The sequence below is a fragment of the Campylobacter concisus genome, assembly GCF_001891085.1.
GTDB classification, from domain to species: Bacteria; Campylobacterota; Campylobacteria; order Campylobacterales; family Campylobacteraceae; genus Campylobacter_A; species Campylobacter_A concisus_O.
Window position 1 is genome coordinate 1 of record NZ_JXUP01000011.1, and the last position, 16,302, is coordinate 16,302.

The window sequence follows — 16,302 nt, forward strand, 5'->3', positions numbered from 1 at the left end:
CAAAAAGAGCAAAGACTTTATGGATAGCTTTTTAAAATTTAGCATGCCACCTTTAAATTTAGTAAAAGAGCTAAATGAAAACCCAGCTGGAAAATATCTAGTGGATATGCTTGGTATAAAAAGAGACGTTGATATAAAGGCGTAAGGGGGAGCTTAAAATGATAACTAGCATAAACGGACTTAGCAATACACCGATACAAGATAACACTATCCAAAAAGAAAATGCAAAAATGTCAAAGGAGCAAGAAAAGGCTTTAATTGATTCATATATGCAAAATTTAATAATTGATAATGTTGAAAAATACATCAAAGAAGACAGAAGTAGTGAAAACTGGATAACAGAAACCATAGAGAAGATAGACAATATGCTTTCAAAAAAGTATAGCTATACCATTGATGAAAGGCGAGCTTTATTATCAAAATATCCAGAGACCTTAGAGGAATTTGAGATCAATGTATTACAATCTCACATGGATTGGCTACTTACCAACTCTGTTGATGGCAAGCCAACAATAATTGGCTTTATGATTGGTCTTGGTACAGCAGAAGAGGAAGCAGAACTAGAAGCTTTTGTAAAATCATTTCCGGAAGGCACTATGATGAGCAATGATGGTGCTGCTTTGTTTGCTAGAGCAGATCTAAGTATAGAAGAGTTTAAGAAGCTTTATAGAGAAGATGTAGAAAAAACTACAAAAGAGCATAAAGAATTTCTGGCTAAACTACACAAAGAAGAACAAGAATACAATGCAAATTTAGCCAAAGAGCAGGCTGAGAAGAAATTTAAACCTATGCAGGTTAAGAAGAAGTATGAGACCTATGATATAAACAAGGATCAAAAATTTCTCTATGCAAGAGAGCTTTTAAATTTCAAAGAAAAAAGAGGCATAGATGTCTTAGAGCTTATGCAAAAGATAGACAAGAAGCAAATTTTAAATAAGATGGTTTGATCGGTTAAAGATAGCATCTTATTTATTATAGAAAACAATGATTGCTTTAAATTTAGTTCTTTTATGCGGTTTTATCCACTTTTGTATTTGCGACTTTTTCTAAAATTTCAAATATGCTTTCGCCATTATCAAATTCAGTTTTTATAAATTTGTAAAATGCTTTAAATTTCTCATCAGCTTGCATATCATAAGTTTTAAATTTTTTAGTTACTTGCATAGGCTTAAAGGTTTCTTGTTTTTGTGTATCAGTTTGATTATCTTGTTCTTCATGATCGCTTTTTTGATCCATTAGTCTATCATCACCAATCTCTTGTGGCATACTACTATTTATAACTTTAGAATACCTCTCAATAAATTCATCTACACTTATATTAGACGACTCGAGAAGCTCACGACCCTCATTACTAAAAGACAAACCAAATCTTGCTAAAGTTTGACGTATCTTTTGTCCTTCTAAATCATTATCTGATGTTTTGCCCCAAATGGTTTTTTTGTTATCATTGTAGAATTTAAAAGGTCCAGTAAAGTTTGTGCTATTGCCCATCACTTTCTTATAATTAACTCTACTTCCTTCAAATAGTGAATCGTTATTTAGATTTGGCGAATAGGTTATATTATTAAGCATTGTTAAGGTCTCACTTTGTTTAGATATTCCAGCATCTCTTTCATAGGTTTTAATGGTATTAATTTGCATTAGAGCATATTACCACCTATCCAGCAGTGCTGTTTTATACACTAACACACATTCAGCTAAAGAATATGAATTCAACCTACTTAGGTTTAATGCTTTTATGGGCTAGAGTATAATCAATAACTAAATCGACCTTTCAACAATTTAGTTTATATATGACTTCTCTCTACACAAAAGTCTTGCTAACAGAGCCTATCCTCTCGCTCCAAGAATTTGCTAGAGAATTTATATCCTCGCTAGTTGGCTTAAATTTCTCATATTCGTTTGAGGCAACACTTTCTGCGCTAATGTTCTTTGATCTTGCATACATCAAAAGCGTTAGCTCTTTAAGTCTTTCTTTTATGAGCGCTTTTATGCTCTCGTTGTCCTTGCCCACCTTTTCAAAATCCACAAAATACTCTTTATGCTCTCCAGTGCTTGAGATATCATTTAAGGCAGCACTGCTAAGCTTAGTCTTTGCACTATCACTTGGTAGCGGTCTAGAGCTGCGCAAAAATCCCATAAAAAGAGCCTCTTTGCTGTAACCTTCATCTGCTTGATATACCGACATATCAGGGTTGAAGCTAAACTCATCGCCTGCTTCGCTCATCGTAAAATCAACCTCTTTTACTATGAGCCTAACGCCTGCACTTGAAAGTTCTTTGCTAAGAGATTTAGTGCTATTTAGCTCATCAGTGCTAGAGTAGATGTTTGAGATAGTAGAGTTTGATAGATCTTTTAGTAGGTGTCCTTTGGCATCATAGCGAGTGCCTTTTGTGCTGTAGCCTTTTGGTAGTTTGCCTATATCTGCAAGGGTGTAGCTCTTTTTATCATCGCCTAAAGCAGAGGTCATTTGATCAAATAGTCTGTAGTAGTGCTTTATGGTGTCAGCCATATCGATGTTATCAAAGATCTTTATCTGCTCGTCTTTGCTTTTGATGCGGTTTAGCACATGGTTGCGCTCGGCAAATCTACTAAACTCATCAAGTGTGCTTTTATGGATTTTAAAGTCCTTTGGCAAGCCTGCGGCTTTGTTAAAATCAGCTCCCATAAAACCTGCTTTATCCACTGTGTAGCCATAAGCTTGAAGGTCATTAAAATTTAAAGAGACGAGACTGTTTTGAGAGGGAATAGTATAAGTAAATTTAGCTGGCTCTTGGAGTAATAGAATTAAGGAGAACACTTAATCACTATATTAGTGAAATATGTACTTCTTAATTCTTTTTTATTTAAGAAACTAAGAGAAAGGGGGTAAAAATGAGGAATTATGAAAAGATAACAGCACTCTATGAGAGATTAAGTCGTGATGATGAACTTCAAGGAGAAAGCAATTCTATTGTAAATCAAAAGAAAATCCTTGAAGAATATGCAGGTAAAAATAATTTAAGCAACATCATACATTTTACAAATGATGGAATAAGCGGAACACAGTTTGATAGACCGGGCTTTATGGCAATGATGAACGGAGTTAATCAAGGTAATATAATAGGTTGTATAATCGTAAAAGATATGAGTAGACTTGGCAGAGACTATCTTAAAGTCGGTCAATGTATGGAAATCTTAAGACAAAAGGGAGTTAGGCTCATTGCTATCAATGATAATGTAGATAGCTTTTATAGAGAAGATGATTTTACCCCTTTTAGAAATATTATGAATGAATGGTATACAAGAGATACTTCAAGAAAAATACAATCTACATTCAGGTCAAAGGGGGAAAGCGGAAAGCATACGGCAAGCTCTCCACCTTATGGATATATCAAAGATGAAAAAGACAAAGATAAGTGGATTGTAGATGAAAAAGCAGCGGAGATAGTAAGGAGAATATTCAATCTGACCATGCAAGGCAATGGTCCGTATCGAATAGCAAAGATATTGGAAAGTGAAAAAGTAGATATACCTGCTTACCATCAGCAAAAATTAGGATATGGACTACATCAAAGCAAAGTGTTTGAACATCCTTATCGTTGGTGCAGTTCTACAATTGTAAGTATCTTAAAGAAACAGGAATATTTAGGTCATACTGTAAACTTCAAAACAAGAAAGCATTTCAAGGATAAGAAAAGCAAATATGTATCTGAAGAAAACTGGCTGATATTTGAAAATACCCACGAGGCAATTATAGACCAAGAAACCTTTGATAATGTGCAAAGGATAAGAGGAAATGTAAAAAGGTATCCCGATGGTTGGGGAGAATATCACCCTTTAACTGGGCCTTATGTATTATGCAGATTGTGGCAGTAAAATGTATGTTCATAGAACAAGTAATTACAAAAATATTCCCTACTACACTTGCAGTGCTTACACGAAAGTACCCTGTGGAACGCTTTGTCCATCTACTCACAGGATAAAAGCGGAAGCAGTCTTAAACCTTATACAGGAAACCTTAAAAGACATTAAAAAATATCTTGATGAAGATCACGAAGCCTTTATCCGTTCCATTTAAAATGAAATGGAAGAAAAGGAAAAAGTAGAGATAGAAAAGACAAAAATAAGATTAATGGAAAGTAAAAACAGGCTTCAGGAACTTGAACGATTGATGTGCCGTATTTACGAAGATATGATACTTGAAAAAATACCAAGTAATAGGTATGAGATACTTAACAGTCAATATGAAACAGAGCAAATAGCTTTAAGCAAAGAAATTAAAGACTTAGAGTTTGCAATATTAAGATATGAAAAAGAAACAGATAAGGCGAAAAAGTTTATATCTCTAATAAGCCGATATGAAAATTTTGATGAACTTACAACTACAATGATAAATGAGTTTGTAGAAAAGATTATTGTTCATGAAAGGAATAGAAAAAGTAGTCAAACATCAAAGCAAAAAAATAGAGATATATTTTAATTTTATCGGTAACTATGAGCCACCAAAAGAAGAATTGACTGAAGAAGAAGAAAGATTAAAAATTGAGGAAGAAGAGAGAAAAATCAAGGAAAGAAAAGATAGACTTCATCAAAACTACTTAAAGCGTAAAGTAAATGGAAAACAACAGGAATATGAGGAAAGGTATAAGGCAAGGAGAGAACAGAGAAAACAAGAAAAATTAAAGGTTCTGAAAAGGGCAGGTATACAAGTTAATAAGTTAGAAAAAAGAGATTGAAGTTAGTTAATCTCTTTTTTAGTACAGGTATCAAGTATATCAATTATGTTATTTGCAATTGCATGGATAACAGTAACGGCAACAGAATTACCAAACTGTTTGTAACTTTGAGTATCACTTACAGGAATGATATAGTTTTCGGGGAAGCCTTGAAGTCTTGCAGCTTCACGAGGTGTTAGTTTTCGTGGATTTTTTCCTTTTTGCTCAATAAGTATTTCACTCCCGTCTTTATAATATCTTGCAGATAATGTATTTGTATAAGGACTGTTTTCATTGAACAATGTGTAACCAAATCCATTTCCCTTTATTTTATGTTCTTTCTTTCGTCGTTGATGACCTTGCCAAAGTGCATTTGAAATGGTGTATTTAGTATCAACATTTTGCTCTAAAATATTTCCCACAGAAACATCTGGGCAGGGAGGAATTGGAAAAGAAAAATCTTTATAGTTATCTATTTTATCCTTATCAAATCCAACAATGTAAATACGCTCTCTATTTTGTGGAACACCGAAGTCTTTTGCTTTAAGTATAATAGAATGAACATCGTAGTTTAAATCCTTTAATGTTTTTTCTATTGTTTTATAGGTACGACCTTTATCGTGAGATTTTAGGTTTTTGACATTTTCAAGAAGAAATGCCTTAGGTCGTTTCTCTTTAATAATTCTTGCAATTTCAAAAAATAATGTTCCACGAGTATCTTCAAAACCAAGCTTTTTACCGGCTTGACTAAATGCTTGACAAGGAAAACCACCGACAATAATATCATGATTAGGAATATCTTTTTCAGATATTTTTGTAATATCTCCAAAAGGAGTTTCACCAAAATTTGCCTTATATGTTTTTACTGCAAATTTATCAATTTCACTACTGAATACGACATTTGTTTTACCTGTTTGGTAAAATCCAAGCCTTGTACCACCAATTCCGGCAAATAAATCAATGATTTTATAGGGGGCATTTTCATTATTGGGGAAAGGTACTTTTTCAGGAAATGATAAAATATGTTTCAGCTCAATGGACGATGGCTGACTTTCTCCATTTTCCCATCTGCGAATTGTCCTATCTCCGAATTTGGACATACCAACAGCATCAGCTAATTCTTTTTGAGTCATTTGTAATCTGATACGCTTATTTTTTATTAAAATAGCAGGGGAATTATCTATGACTTGTGGTATAATATTCATATATATTATCCTTTTTATATATGTTATTTCAAGTTTATATTTATATATGTTATTTCAAGGACTAACTGTCCTCTATTTGACACTATTGTACCATATAGAAGAAAATTTTTCAAGAAAGGAAAAGAGTTATGGCAAATATTTCTCTTGATGAATATAAAAACTTAGTTAAAGAAAAAAGGAAAGAAGGCTTTAAACAGCCTTATGACTTAGTTTATGATAATTTTATTACATTAGGATACGACAAAGCCCCTAAAGAATTCTTTTTAAGTAATGCAAGTGAAGTTGTTGAAAAACTTAGAAATAGCTGTTGGAGTGAATTTCAGCCATTAGAAAAAGACTTTACTTCAAAAATGCTAAAAGAGTTAGTTGATGATGAGTATATCAAAACTCTTACACCAATAGAGGCAATTACTTGGTTTGTGGAAGAATTTCCGGAACATATATATGCTTTGACTTTGTCAAATACTCAAAGTAGGAGGAGTAGAGCAGGTAAAGAATTTGAAAGTATTATAGAACTCATTTTGATTGGTGCAGGGATTCCACTTGACAGTCAAGGTAATATAGGTAAACAAGAGTTTGTCAATAAAGGTCTTGGTAAATTGGTAGATTTAGTTTCTCCGGGTGTTTTAGAATACATTGTAAATAAGAGAAATACTGTCTTAATTAGTGCAAAAACCACATTAAGAGAAAGATGGCAAGAAGTACCTGAAGAAATGGGAAGAACAGGTGCAAGAGAAATGTTTTTAGCAACTCTTGATACTTCTATTAGCTCTGATGTATTGAACACTCTATATGAGGCTAATATACAAGTTACAACAACAAAAAATATAAAAGAAACATATTATTCCGATAATGAAAGGGTATTAACCTTTGAAAAGTTGGTTGAAATATGTTTAGACAATGTTTCTCATTGGAAAAATTTCAACTACACAGTAGAACAAAATGAGCAAATGATAGAGCTTATCACTAAGCAAATTGAAAAACACCAAAATCATAAATTTGTAGAAGAATATTATGATGAGCGATTAAAAAACATAAAGAAGTAGACAAATTAGAATTTGTCGGTATATCATTAAATCGCATTTTTTCGATTAAACTATGGAATACAAAGGAGCAAATAATCATGAGCGAACAGAGAATCTATTGCATGGACCTTGTAAAAAAAGAGGATCCGGAAAAGGCTGTCAGAACACCGTTTTATCAGACAGAATCTACAGGCGGATCGGTCTGGGTTATCAAACCCGGTCAGACATTGCAAAAGCACTATCACCACAATTCCGACGATATATGGATCGTCCTTCAGGGAGAGGGAATATTCTACCCCCAGCCTAATGAAGAGGTTCCATTCAAGAAAGGCCATGTCATAGTATCGAAGAAAGACTCCTGCCACGGAGCAAAAAATACTGGAGATGAGGATATCATCTTTGTAAGTATAGTAGCACCTGTCCCTTCCGACTATGATCCTATAAACGAGTGACAGGAAAATAAAATTCCCGTTTGACAAAGGATTGTGATTATACTTGAGAAAGAAAAATGTTTATATAACATTGGGATACATAGCTGTATATCTGGTGATATATTGGTGAGAGCAACTTGATTGGTTGGCTATTTACTAATATTTCAACTGGTGAGCATAGTTATTTATATGGTTGGTTGCTCAGTAGTAATCTGTTTTGGTATGCACTTGCGATTTCTGCGCTTCCTTCTCTTTGGGGTAAGTTTAAGTTTTCGGCTGTTACTACGGCGGGATTTATTGTAGGTATTGTAGCAGGCATAATCGTTGAGAAATACAAGAAGTAAGTCAAATTTCAGTTTGTCGAGCTGAATAATACAGATTCAAGACGATAGAAAGTAAAACATCTATCGTCTTTTCTTATGAAAAAAACTTGAAAGGAGATGAAATTTATGGACAATAAAAACAGAATTAGAAAAAGTAAAAGAAAAGATTGAAAGCAAGTAAGAAGAAAAAAAATATGAAAAGAAACTATCTCAGCTTAAAAATCAGGAAAAGAAAATCAGAAAGCAAACGAGCCTTGAAGAAAGAAAAAAGCGAAACCATAGATTGATAGAGCGAGGAGCAATCTTAGAAAGTTTAATTGAGGGAGCAAGCGAGAAAAGTAATGAAGAAATAAAGGCTATTTTGCAAAGAGCATTTCAAAAAGACTAAGAAACGCAAGGACATAGTATAATTGTAATTCCCTTAGATTTTCTAAGGGCGCAATTATACACCCTTTAGGTGTCCTTGCGACCTGCGGTGCTTTTACCCTTGCGGGGAGCAAAGAAAAAAGCCGAAGCATTTTTCCGTATTAAAGGCAAAAGACAACTGAATATAATTCATTCGCTTTTTTATCATCAAGGGTAAAGCACATTCACTATCGCTCACCCTTGACAATAAAAATTTGAAACAGATAGCTTACATTAAGCCGACATACTGAAACAACAAAAGTTAAAAGTATAGTCGGCTTTTTCTATTGTACCGTTTCAAAACGCTCATTCAGTTTATAGAAAAGCAAAAGTATTTTTAAGACCGACATCTAAAACAACAAAAGAAAAATAAGAAGATGACAAATGCCACATTCCCAAAATGGGAGTGTACCTAAATCAAAGACAGTACTAATCAAAGGGGGTAGTGAAACACGACTTCCTTAAAAGATAAAAGGAGTAACGATTTGTTGCTACATTTTCATAACAAAAGATAGGAGAGAAAAATGGCAGATAAAAGGATGTTTTCAATAAAGATAGTGGATAGCGACTTATTTTTGGATATGCCATTAAGTAGCCAATGCCTGTATTTTCATCTATCTATGAGGGCAGATGATGATGACTTAAAGATTCTAATTACAAAAGGTTTTGTAATTGTCTTTTAAAGAGGGGTTATAGTCATTACCTATTGGAAGATAAATAACTACATCAGAAATGACAGACGAAAAGAAACGATGTATCTTGAAGAAAAGCAAAGTATAACGCAAACGGAAAATGGAGCATATATCAAGGTTGAAAATCTTGGTATACCAAATGACAACCAAGTGTCAACCGTTTGTCCGCATAGTATAGTTAAGGGTAGATTAGATAAGAGGAGAATAGAACAGGTTGCCCCAGTGTCCCTTTATGGAGAGTATCAAAATATTCATTTAACCGATGAAAAATACCAAAATCTAAAAGATAGTCTGAAAGGTCATACAGATACAATGACTGAAAAGCTATTAAGATATATCAAAAGTAAAGGCACAGACTACAAAGACCGCTATGTAACAATCCTTAATTGGTATGAATTGGTATGAACAGGATAAAGAAAAGCTATCACAGAAAAATAATCAAAATAAAAGCCATAGAACCTATTCAACCAACTATGAAGACAGCGACAGCCTATAAAAGGTGTTTTTAAGGGTTTAATCATAAAAGAGGTGTCAGACTATGGTTAAGATAAAAATAAGCCTTAAAAACGCATTATAGAGCCTGATGTAGAAAAGGAGACTAAAATTATGAATGATAAAGAAAATATGATTACTACAAAAATTCAAGGGACAGATTTTATCTACAACAAAGATACTCACTATGAAGAAGACGGACATATCTATTGCAAGATTTGTAATGAAAGAATAGACGGTAAGGTAATTCCGATGTTGGATAAGCCTATGATTATCAGAACGGCTTGTAAATGTGATAGAGATAGAGCTGAACAAGAAAAAACTGTTAAAACAAGATAGGTTGAGACAAAGCTGCTTTATATCCAAAAATCAAATAGCCTACACCTTTAAAAATGCCGATGAAGATACAGATAAGGAAATCATCAAAAAAGCAAAGAACTATGTAAAACATTTTGAAGAAATGAGAAAAGATAATGTTGGACTGTTACTTTACGGAAATGTAGGAAGTGGCAAGACCTATGTAGCTTGTGCTATTGCCAACGCTATAATTACAGAATATAGCCATACAGTAAAAATGAGGAACTTTGCACAGATATTAAACGACTTACAAAAAGGCGGCTTTAATCTTGATAGAAACGAATATATCGAATAGATAACAAGCCCTACCCTACTAATTCTTGATGATTTTGGAATAGAGAGAAATACAGAATATGCCTTAGAGCAAATTTACAATGTAATCAATGCAAGATACCTAAAGGCAAGACCAACCATTATAACTACTAACCTTAATTTCAAAGATATAGAAAAAGAACAGGAAGATATAATGCTTGGCAGGATTTATTCAAGGATAATCGAGATGTGTTTACCTCTTAGGATAACGGGACTTGATAGAAGAAAAATACAGAGCAAAGAAAAGCTGAAGAAAGCACAAAACTTAATAGATGAATGAGAGCGATTGGAAAAGTAAAAAATTCTAATCGCTTTTTAATTGCAAGAAAAGGAATGATGATATGCAAAAAAATAATACAGAAACAAAAACAATAAAGAAGATTGGAAAAACTACCTATGAAGTTGTTGTACATTTTAATAAAAATACTACTGAAACAATGCAAGACAAATTGAAACGCATAATGCTTAGAGAAATTGAGAGTGAAAAACATCAAAAAAATGATAAAAATGATTAGAAAGTCCTTGACAAGTTGTTACAGGTTTGGCTCGCTAATCTTTTCTTTGGTCTTTTGGTTAAAAATATCACTAAAATTTGCAGACCTGCCTTGTTTGTGCTGTTGCTTAGTGTATGAATTTATATTGGTGCTTAAGATGCTAATATCATTCGTGGTTTGCCTCCTAGCTTCTTGCTTTTTAAGTTTTAATTAAAGTAACCATAAAATAATTGACTATCCAAATTTATCAGTCAAAATAAACAAGTGACAAATATGCCAATCACAAAAATTACAAAAATTTACTTTTACTAAGTCATTCTTTGGTGGGACTGATTTAATTCCAGTATGCGCCAAAATTCAATTCAGATATTAGGGCGAGCATACTCTATGTAGCTACAAAATGTTACCATTTGTTGCTCCATAGAGGCTCGCAAGGAGAGCTTGCCGCTCCCTTGACCCACGCTTAAAAAATATTTTCTTTATTAAAGTAGCCATGCAAGATAGGCTTTTTTAATAAAAGCTTAAGTTTATTAAAGGTAGCCATAAGAACAAAAATAATTAGACTAAATTATTTTTTGTGGTCTGCAAAATATATTTTAGTAGATTTTTAAAATGGCAACGTAACAAATAAGGTTTTTTGGAAGTAATAAATGAGATGGTTTGTCTAATAAACTTAATATAGTCGCTAAATTTAAAACATATCTTCTAGGCTTTGAGTTTTTTCCTTGCATACATCACTTACATGGTGATGTATGCTGGTTTTTTTGGAGTATTCACGCTCCTCTATAAATTCTCTACATATTCTTGTAGCATCTTGTGCTCTATCTGTAAGCTCTCGTATGCTTCTCTCAAATTTTGGAATTTTTCTTCTGAATTTTTTAATTTTTCTTCCAAGCAAGATATTGAACTCTCGTACATATCTCTTTGTTGCTGCAAAGATTCCGTTAAGGCGTCGTTGCAATCTTTGTTCAAGCTCTTGACTTTCTTTGTTAGCGCTGTCACATTTGTCCGTAATATCACAAGCTCCTTCTCGCAGTCTTGTTGCAAATTCATTATTTCTAATTCGTGTCTGTTCCTTTCGTCTTCGATCATCTTGGTCAAGCGCTCGTTCTCTTCTAGCAATGCTTTCTCTAATGCTGTCATCCTCTACTCCATTTTCATTAATATAAATTTCCTGCGCTCGTTCTCTGTTATCTCTTCGTCTTTTGGAATTGATATGTAATATTCCCTCTGGGTCTTGTCTGCAGTAGGTTGGCTGTATCTCCATTGTTTTGGTATCGTCCAAGCTACTTCTTCCTTTAATATCATTGCGTGCACTACCCAGCCAATTGCTATTCCCAAAATTAGTGCGGTAGCAACTGATAGCGAGATTATCACCGATCTGTCCTTGTGATGCAAGGATATTGTTTTTTGAAGTTCTTTCGACATATCTTTCTTGATTAAATCTATCTCTTTTAACAATAAGCTCCTCAAGTTTTCGCCTATTTTCTCTGCACTCTGCTTGTGTATTTCTATCATGGAATTCTCTAATTCTTCTGCTTGAGCTTTGGCTGAGTTCTCCAAGTCTTTGAGCACTGGTGAAGTCTGCATCGTATATTCCTCCTTTTAGACGATTTTTTGTTTTTTTAGTAGGCAGTATGATCGTTATGCCTTTTTTGTTGATCCTGGTTATTTCGATACCATTTTGTTTAAGAAGTTCAATCATGTGGTCTCTATTTTTAATATAGCCTTGCTTAACCAGATCGTGCAGCTTTTGGTCGAGCTCTTCCAAATTTTTATAATGATTGATGTTTTTCTTGCTAGACAATATAGTTTGCTCTTTTGCTGGATCATCTGGACTTGATAGTCCATACTCATCGTTAATGATCTTTTTAATTAGATCTATTCTAGTTTGATCATATTTAGCAAAATAAGGATTAAATGACCTGTCTGTTTCAAGATCTATCTTAGGGATAAGGAAATTTAACTCAAGCCGTCCATCCTTATCAGAATGCTCTACCCATAATACATTTGTACGTTCAAGCATATATTCACCCAAAAGAGCACGTTCAAAATCCTTAATGATTTTTAGTTTTTGCTCTTCAGTCAAAAAGTCATACTTCTCTTCAAATGATAAAACACCAAAACAGGTCTTTTGTTTATAGGTGATGCCTTTTATAATAGCTCTAGTTAAATTTTCATCACCTTTTATAACTCTTGCTGTTCCAGCAGCTTTTCTCTCATTTAAAAGATAATTTATGCTCCCAAGGCCACCACCAGTATAAGTACGAAGAAATTTAACTAGCATCACTAGTGCCTTTATTTGTATTGATGCAAAGTAAATCAAGCAACATATTATTTACCCAATGCTTCATACACTTTATGTAAGACATCATTATCGTCCGCTATGATCTCAATACCAACTCTATCTAGGCTTTGCCCACTATTTAATTTGGCAGCTATTTGGTTCATGTTTTGTCCATGTCTAGATAGTTCAGCTAAAAGCTCTCTCATAATTGGTGCATAAATCTGCTTAGACAACATAGCTCTTAGGGCAAATTTTGAGAAAGTTAGGCCACTTTCTTGTAATTTATCATTAATTACCAACCATTCTGCATTACTTAGCCTAAGTCTTTTAGTTATGACTTTGGTTACCTTGCGTTTTTTTATCTTTTCAGAACTCACGTAAATTTACTCCTAATCCAAGAAGAAGCCACTCAAAAATCCTATGTCATAAAATTTTTGGCAGACTTGCTCTTTAAATATCTTTTAAGGTTATTTTATAAAATTTCACAACCTAAAACAAGGAATTCGGTAGGCTTCAGGCCGCTAAAATGCGTGTTTTTTAAAAATACTATGAAATATATAATATAATTTTTGTAGCTTCTGGATTTTCTCTTAGAAATTTAGTCTGGTATGAAATTAAGAAAATAAAATAATAAAAATGTATGGGGTTATGCTCATCATAAAATAGCACTTTAGATAGGACAAGCTAATAACATAAAATTAGTTACTAGCAAATCACAGAAGACTAAAGTCTAGCTTTATGCTTAGTTAAATTTATCCTTTAGCATCTCATACACTTCGTTGTTCTCTCTTTTGCCAACAACTAGCACCAATACTATGATCTCGTCATCTTTTACTTGATACGCCAAGCGGTAGCCGGCATCTCTTAGCTTGATCTTATAAACATCTTCATAGCCTCGTAGCTTATCTTTAGCAACCTTTGGGTTTTCTAGACGCTCACTTAGCTTCTTTTTAAACTGCACTTTTATACTGTTATCAAGCTTTTGCCACTCTTTTAAAGCACTTGGTAAGAACTCTAACTCATATCTCATCTAAGCTTACTTTTACTGGCTTTTCACCACTTACTAGAGCAGCGTCTACTGCTTTACTTAGATGATACTCTTCTATTATCTCTGCCATTTTTTCATAGACAGAGCTGGGTACTAGATATGCACTAGGGACATTGTGGTTTAGTATAGCTACGACATTATCTCCAGCTTGTTTTAAAATTTGAGCTGGAGACTTTTTTAGCTCGCTTATGCTAGCTGTGAAATTTGCTTGTATGGTTTGCATTTTTATCCTTTATTTAATACCTAAAATAATACTAAATAAGATATAAAGATAGTCTTAAAACTCATGCTTTGAAATTTGCCCATATTCATTTTCATACGATACCATCTCTACTTTAGCCTTTAGCGTGTTAGCGTTAATAGGCTTGGCATAAGTGTTTAGCAAAATTTTATACTGCTTCTCATGCCCTACTATCTGAGCTATAAGATTTGCTTCTACCTCGCGCTGCACTAGATAGTCTATAAAGTAGTGCCTAAAAGAGTAGAATGTCTTTTTAGAGTCTTTGTCTATAAACTTTCTTTGGATCTGGCTTCTAAAAATTTCAGAGAAGTCCTTATTGCTTACCTTAAATATATTTCCGCTTTTCTTGCTATTAACATATTCTAGCAGGCCTAGATCTATGAGCTTACTATGGATAGGCACAAACCTAATGCTGTTTTTGGTCTTGGTAGTTTTACCATCATTTGTGTTTATGTTAAAGCAGTAAATTCCATCTTTTAAGACTATATCTTCTTTATGAAGTTGTGTGATCTCTTTTATCCTCATGCCACTATAAGCAGCTATCATTGTGACGTAGTAGAGCTCATTAGCCTCTATCCTTGAGCTTGGAGATTTACCACTTTGTTTGATACTAGTTACTATCTCAAAGATCTTCCTAGCTTCTGATACTTCGTATGGAAGCACTGCCCTTTCGCTAGGGTCTATGTCTATCTTGACGTTCATTTTTGCAGTTATGCTTTTACCTATATAACCACTATCAAAGCAGTAGTTAAAAAACTGAATAACCCTTATCATATATTTTTGGATAGTAGGCTCAGAGAGTTTATCGTCCTTTTCTCCTAGCTTAAGTATCTGAGATAAACTTTTATCTTTATACCTACTCTTTTGAGCTAGCTTAGTTGGAATTTTATAAAGAAGATCTCTAAATTCAAGCAAGTTATCTCTCGTGATCCTATAAACTGGCGTATCTTCGTTAAAGTATAAAAATAAGAGCTTTTTTACGCCAGTAACTAATCTTTGCGTATCTGGCGACCACTTGTCAGCTCTTTTAGTGTTTGTCTCAAATATCTCGAATGCATCCTTTAAGCTCTTTTGATCTTCTAAATTTAAAGCTGAGAATTGATTGCTAGAGCCAGATGTTGCTTGCAGTACTTGCCTGATCTCATACTCTTTGGTTATTTTGGCGCTAGGATTAAAAATACTAAAGCTACTATCGTCATCTAATTTTATCTTGATATTTTTTGGTGGATTTGGATCCAATATAATATCTTCCATGCTTCTATGGTCATTCTTTGTTCTTACTAGCTTTAAATTTGAAGTTGAGCCATACTTTTGATCTAGTATGGCATAAACCGTCTCGCTAATCCTCTGAGCCATAGCCTTAAGCTGCCCATCAGTAATGGGCAAACAACCACTATCTTCAAGCTCTTTTATATTTTCTTGAAAAGAATCTATATCCTTAGCATCAAACGAACTAGGCGTGGCTTTAGTATCATTAGAGCCATCTTCAAGGAAAAAGTGCTCACGCTTGTCATCAAAGAGCACACTGCTCTTCTCAAGCTTTGATACAAGATAGTTAAGTGTTAGTATGTTTTTCTCTAAAAGAGTTTGCCCTATGTTCTCTTTATCCTTGCTACCAAGAGCGCCAGCAGTGTTAGTGATATTGCTTATATCCTTAATTAAAATTTGAGGTAGATCGCCATCTATCAAACTTTGTTTAAAGTAGTCATTGAGCGCATTTAGAAATTCTACATCCATCTTCTTGTTAAGAAGAGAGTGCTCTTTGATACTCTTGCTAAGCTTTACTTTCATAAACGAATTTACAAAAGATTGGATTATACTATCACTAAGATTCATGTGAACCGCCCTTTTTATCAGGTAAAGATTATTATCTAGAATTTTAGCCCTTTTTCTGGCTTTTTCCAAGAGATTAGTGGATGTGGAGAAGCAAATTTCTCGCTTTTCGTTAAAAAATTTTCTGATGCTTGGAGCAAGTGTCGCTCGGTAGTAATATATACCGTTTCGCTCCCTTAAGTGTTGTCCCATATTTAATAGTCAACCGGTCAAAAATGGAACAGTTTTATGTAATGACTAAGTAAAAAATCGTCTAAAGTGCGTATTTCAGGCTTTTGTGAGCTCACATAAAAAATCCTCATAAGCCGGAGGTCGGGAGTTCAAGTCTCCCCCGTGACACCAGAACACACTATTTTAGGCACTAGCAGTGATGCTTTTGTTCTTTCCCTTTCTTGAAAATTTCCTTTAAGAGCGGGACACTTAGTTACTAAAGTGGGACAGTCTCTTAAAAATTCCAACG

Annotated in this window: 20 protein-coding genes and 2 pseudogenes; 14 read left to right on the top strand and 8 right to left on the bottom strand. The window is 33.8% G+C overall.

The window, feature by feature from the left end; all coding sequences use genetic code 11:
- Together TH67_RS10890 and TH67_RS09295 are read left to right on the top strand one after the other, a co-directional pair.
- Window positions 1-145: pseudogene (locus tag TH67_RS10890) on the top strand (Cj0814 family flagellar-dependent secreted protein); the annotation flags it as partial.
- A 13-nt stretch (window positions 146-158) separates the two neighbouring features.
- Complete coding sequence (locus TH67_RS09295; RefSeq protein WP_072595322.1) at window positions 159-947, top strand: cell surface protein; 789 nt, start codon at window positions 159-161, stop codon at window positions 945-947.
- Window positions 948-1,008: 61 nt separating this feature from the next.
- Here the strand turns inward: TH67_RS09295 and TH67_RS10725 are convergent, their stop codons facing one another.
- Complete coding sequence (locus tag TH67_RS10725; protein WP_257638075.1) at window positions 1,009-1,641, bottom strand: hypothetical protein; 633 nt, start codon at window positions 1,639-1,641, stop codon at window positions 1,009-1,011.
- 163 nt (window positions 1,642-1,804) lie between these two features.
- Window positions 1,805-2,800: a Cj0814 family flagellar-dependent secreted protein gene (locus TH67_RS09305; protein ID WP_374057356.1), complete on the bottom strand. Its 996-nt coding sequence runs from the start codon at window positions 2,798-2,800 to the stop codon at window positions 1,805-1,807.
- 74 nt (window positions 2,801-2,874) lie between these two features.
- Here TH67_RS09305 and TH67_RS10895 point away from each other — a divergent pair, with 74 nt between their 5' ends.
- Genes TH67_RS10895 through TH67_RS10910 form a run of 4 tightly spaced genes read left to right on the top strand, consistent with a single transcriptional unit; the run spans window position 2,875 to window position 4,718 of the window.
- Window positions 2,875-3,858, top strand: coding sequence for a recombinase family protein (locus tag TH67_RS10895; protein WP_021086466.1), 984 nt, complete (start codon window positions 2,875-2,877; stop codon window positions 3,856-3,858).
- Window position 3,859: 1 nt separating this feature from the next.
- Window positions 3,860-4,060 carry a recombinase zinc beta ribbon domain-containing protein gene (locus TH67_RS10900; protein ID WP_429807978.1) on the top strand — a complete coding sequence of 67 codons (201 nt, stop codon included), beginning with the start codon at window positions 3,860-3,862 and terminating at the stop codon, window positions 4,058-4,060.
- 6 nt (window positions 4,061-4,066) lie between these two features.
- Entirely contained in the window at window positions 4,067-4,462 is a 396-nt protein-coding gene (locus TH67_RS10905) for a DUF4368 domain-containing protein (RefSeq protein ID WP_009295471.1), read from the top strand.
- Window positions 4,404-4,718: a hypothetical protein gene (locus TH67_RS10910; protein WP_009295470.1), complete on the top strand. Its 315-nt coding sequence runs from the start codon at window positions 4,404-4,406 to the stop codon at window positions 4,716-4,718. The genes TH67_RS10905 and TH67_RS10910 overlap by 59 nt, the downstream gene beginning before the upstream one ends.
- A 2-nt stretch (window positions 4,719-4,720) precedes the next feature.
- Here TH67_RS10910 and dcm read toward each other — a convergent pair whose 3' ends face one another.
- Window positions 4,721-5,902: a DNA (cytosine-5-)-methyltransferase gene (gene dcm, locus TH67_RS09320; protein ID WP_009295469.1), complete on the bottom strand. Its 1,182-nt coding sequence runs from the start codon at window positions 5,900-5,902 to the stop codon at window positions 4,721-4,723.
- Window positions 5,903-6,030: 128 nt separating this feature from the next.
- On the opposite strand from dcm, the gene TH67_RS09325 reads away from it, so the two are divergent.
- The 8 genes and pseudogenes from TH67_RS09325 to TH67_RS09355 all read left to right on the top strand — a co-directional run bounded on the left by TH67_RS09325 (window position 6,031) and on the right by TH67_RS09355 (window position 10,454).
- A complete protein-coding gene (locus TH67_RS09325; RefSeq protein WP_009295468.1) occupies window positions 6,031-6,948 on the top strand; it encodes a type II restriction endonuclease in 918 nt (305 codons plus the stop codon).
- Window positions 6,949-7,025: 77 nt separating this feature from the next.
- Window positions 7,026-7,379 (top strand): cupin domain-containing protein, encoded by a 354-nt coding sequence (locus TH67_RS09330; RefSeq protein ID WP_009295467.1) that lies wholly within the window; start codon window positions 7,026-7,028, stop codon window positions 7,377-7,379.
- A 501-nt stretch (window positions 7,380-7,880) separates the two neighbouring features.
- A pseudogene (locus TH67_RS09340) lies at window positions 7,881-8,069 on the top strand (DUF3847 domain-containing protein); the annotation flags it as partial.
- Between the two features lie 769 nt (window positions 8,070-8,838).
- Complete coding sequence (locus TH67_RS10475) at window positions 8,839-9,183, top strand: hypothetical protein (RefSeq protein WP_219334526.1); 345 nt, start codon at window positions 8,839-8,841, stop codon at window positions 9,181-9,183.
- A 201-nt stretch (window positions 9,184-9,384) separates the two neighbouring features.
- Window positions 9,385-9,609, top strand: coding sequence for a hypothetical protein (locus TH67_RS10915; protein ID WP_009295464.1), 225 nt, complete (start codon window positions 9,385-9,387; stop codon window positions 9,607-9,609).
- Window positions 9,563-9,922 carry an ATP-binding protein gene (locus tag TH67_RS10920; protein ID WP_009295463.1) on the top strand — a complete coding sequence of 120 codons (360 nt, stop codon included), beginning with the start codon at window positions 9,563-9,565 and terminating at the stop codon, window positions 9,920-9,922. Before TH67_RS10915 ends, TH67_RS10920 begins: the two co-directional genes overlap by 47 nt.
- A complete protein-coding gene (locus TH67_RS10925) occupies window positions 9,923-10,219 on the top strand; it encodes an ATP-binding protein (RefSeq protein WP_107698022.1) in 297 nt (98 codons plus the stop codon).
- A gap of 61 nt (window positions 10,220-10,280) precedes the next feature.
- Complete coding sequence (locus TH67_RS09355; RefSeq protein ID WP_009295461.1) at window positions 10,281-10,454, top strand: transposon-encoded TnpW family protein; 174 nt, start codon at window positions 10,281-10,283, stop codon at window positions 10,452-10,454.
- Window positions 10,455-11,124: 670 nt separating this feature from the next.
- Here the strand turns inward: TH67_RS09355 and TH67_RS09360 are convergent.
- The 5 genes from TH67_RS09360 to TH67_RS09380 all read right to left on the bottom strand — a co-directional run bounded on the left by TH67_RS09360 (window position 11,125) and on the right by TH67_RS09380 (window position 15,845).
- Complete coding sequence (locus TH67_RS09360; protein ID WP_072595323.1) at window positions 11,125-12,720, bottom strand: relaxase/mobilization nuclease domain-containing protein; 1,596 nt, start codon at window positions 12,718-12,720, stop codon at window positions 11,125-11,127.
- 47 nt (window positions 12,721-12,767) lie between these two features.
- A complete protein-coding gene (locus TH67_RS09365; RefSeq protein WP_072595324.1) occupies window positions 12,768-13,097 on the bottom strand; it encodes a plasmid mobilization protein in 330 nt (109 codons plus the stop codon).
- 365 nt (window positions 13,098-13,462) lie between these two features.
- The gene (locus tag TH67_RS09370) at window positions 13,463-13,750 is read right to left on the bottom strand and encodes a type II toxin-antitoxin system RelE family toxin (RefSeq protein ID WP_072595325.1); all 288 of its coding nucleotides are present in this window, start codon (window positions 13,748-13,750) and stop codon (window positions 13,463-13,465) included.
- A complete protein-coding gene (locus TH67_RS09375) occupies window positions 13,740-13,991 on the bottom strand; it encodes a type II toxin-antitoxin system prevent-host-death family antitoxin (RefSeq protein WP_072595326.1) in 252 nt (83 codons plus the stop codon). The genes TH67_RS09370 and TH67_RS09375 overlap by 11 nt, the downstream gene beginning before the upstream one ends.
- A gap of 54 nt (window positions 13,992-14,045) precedes the next feature.
- Window positions 14,046-15,845, bottom strand: a complete 1,800-nt coding sequence (locus tag TH67_RS09380) for a site-specific integrase (protein ID WP_072595327.1) — start codon at window positions 15,843-15,845, stop codon at window positions 14,046-14,048.
- Between the last annotated feature and the right edge of the window lie 457 nt (window positions 15,846-16,302).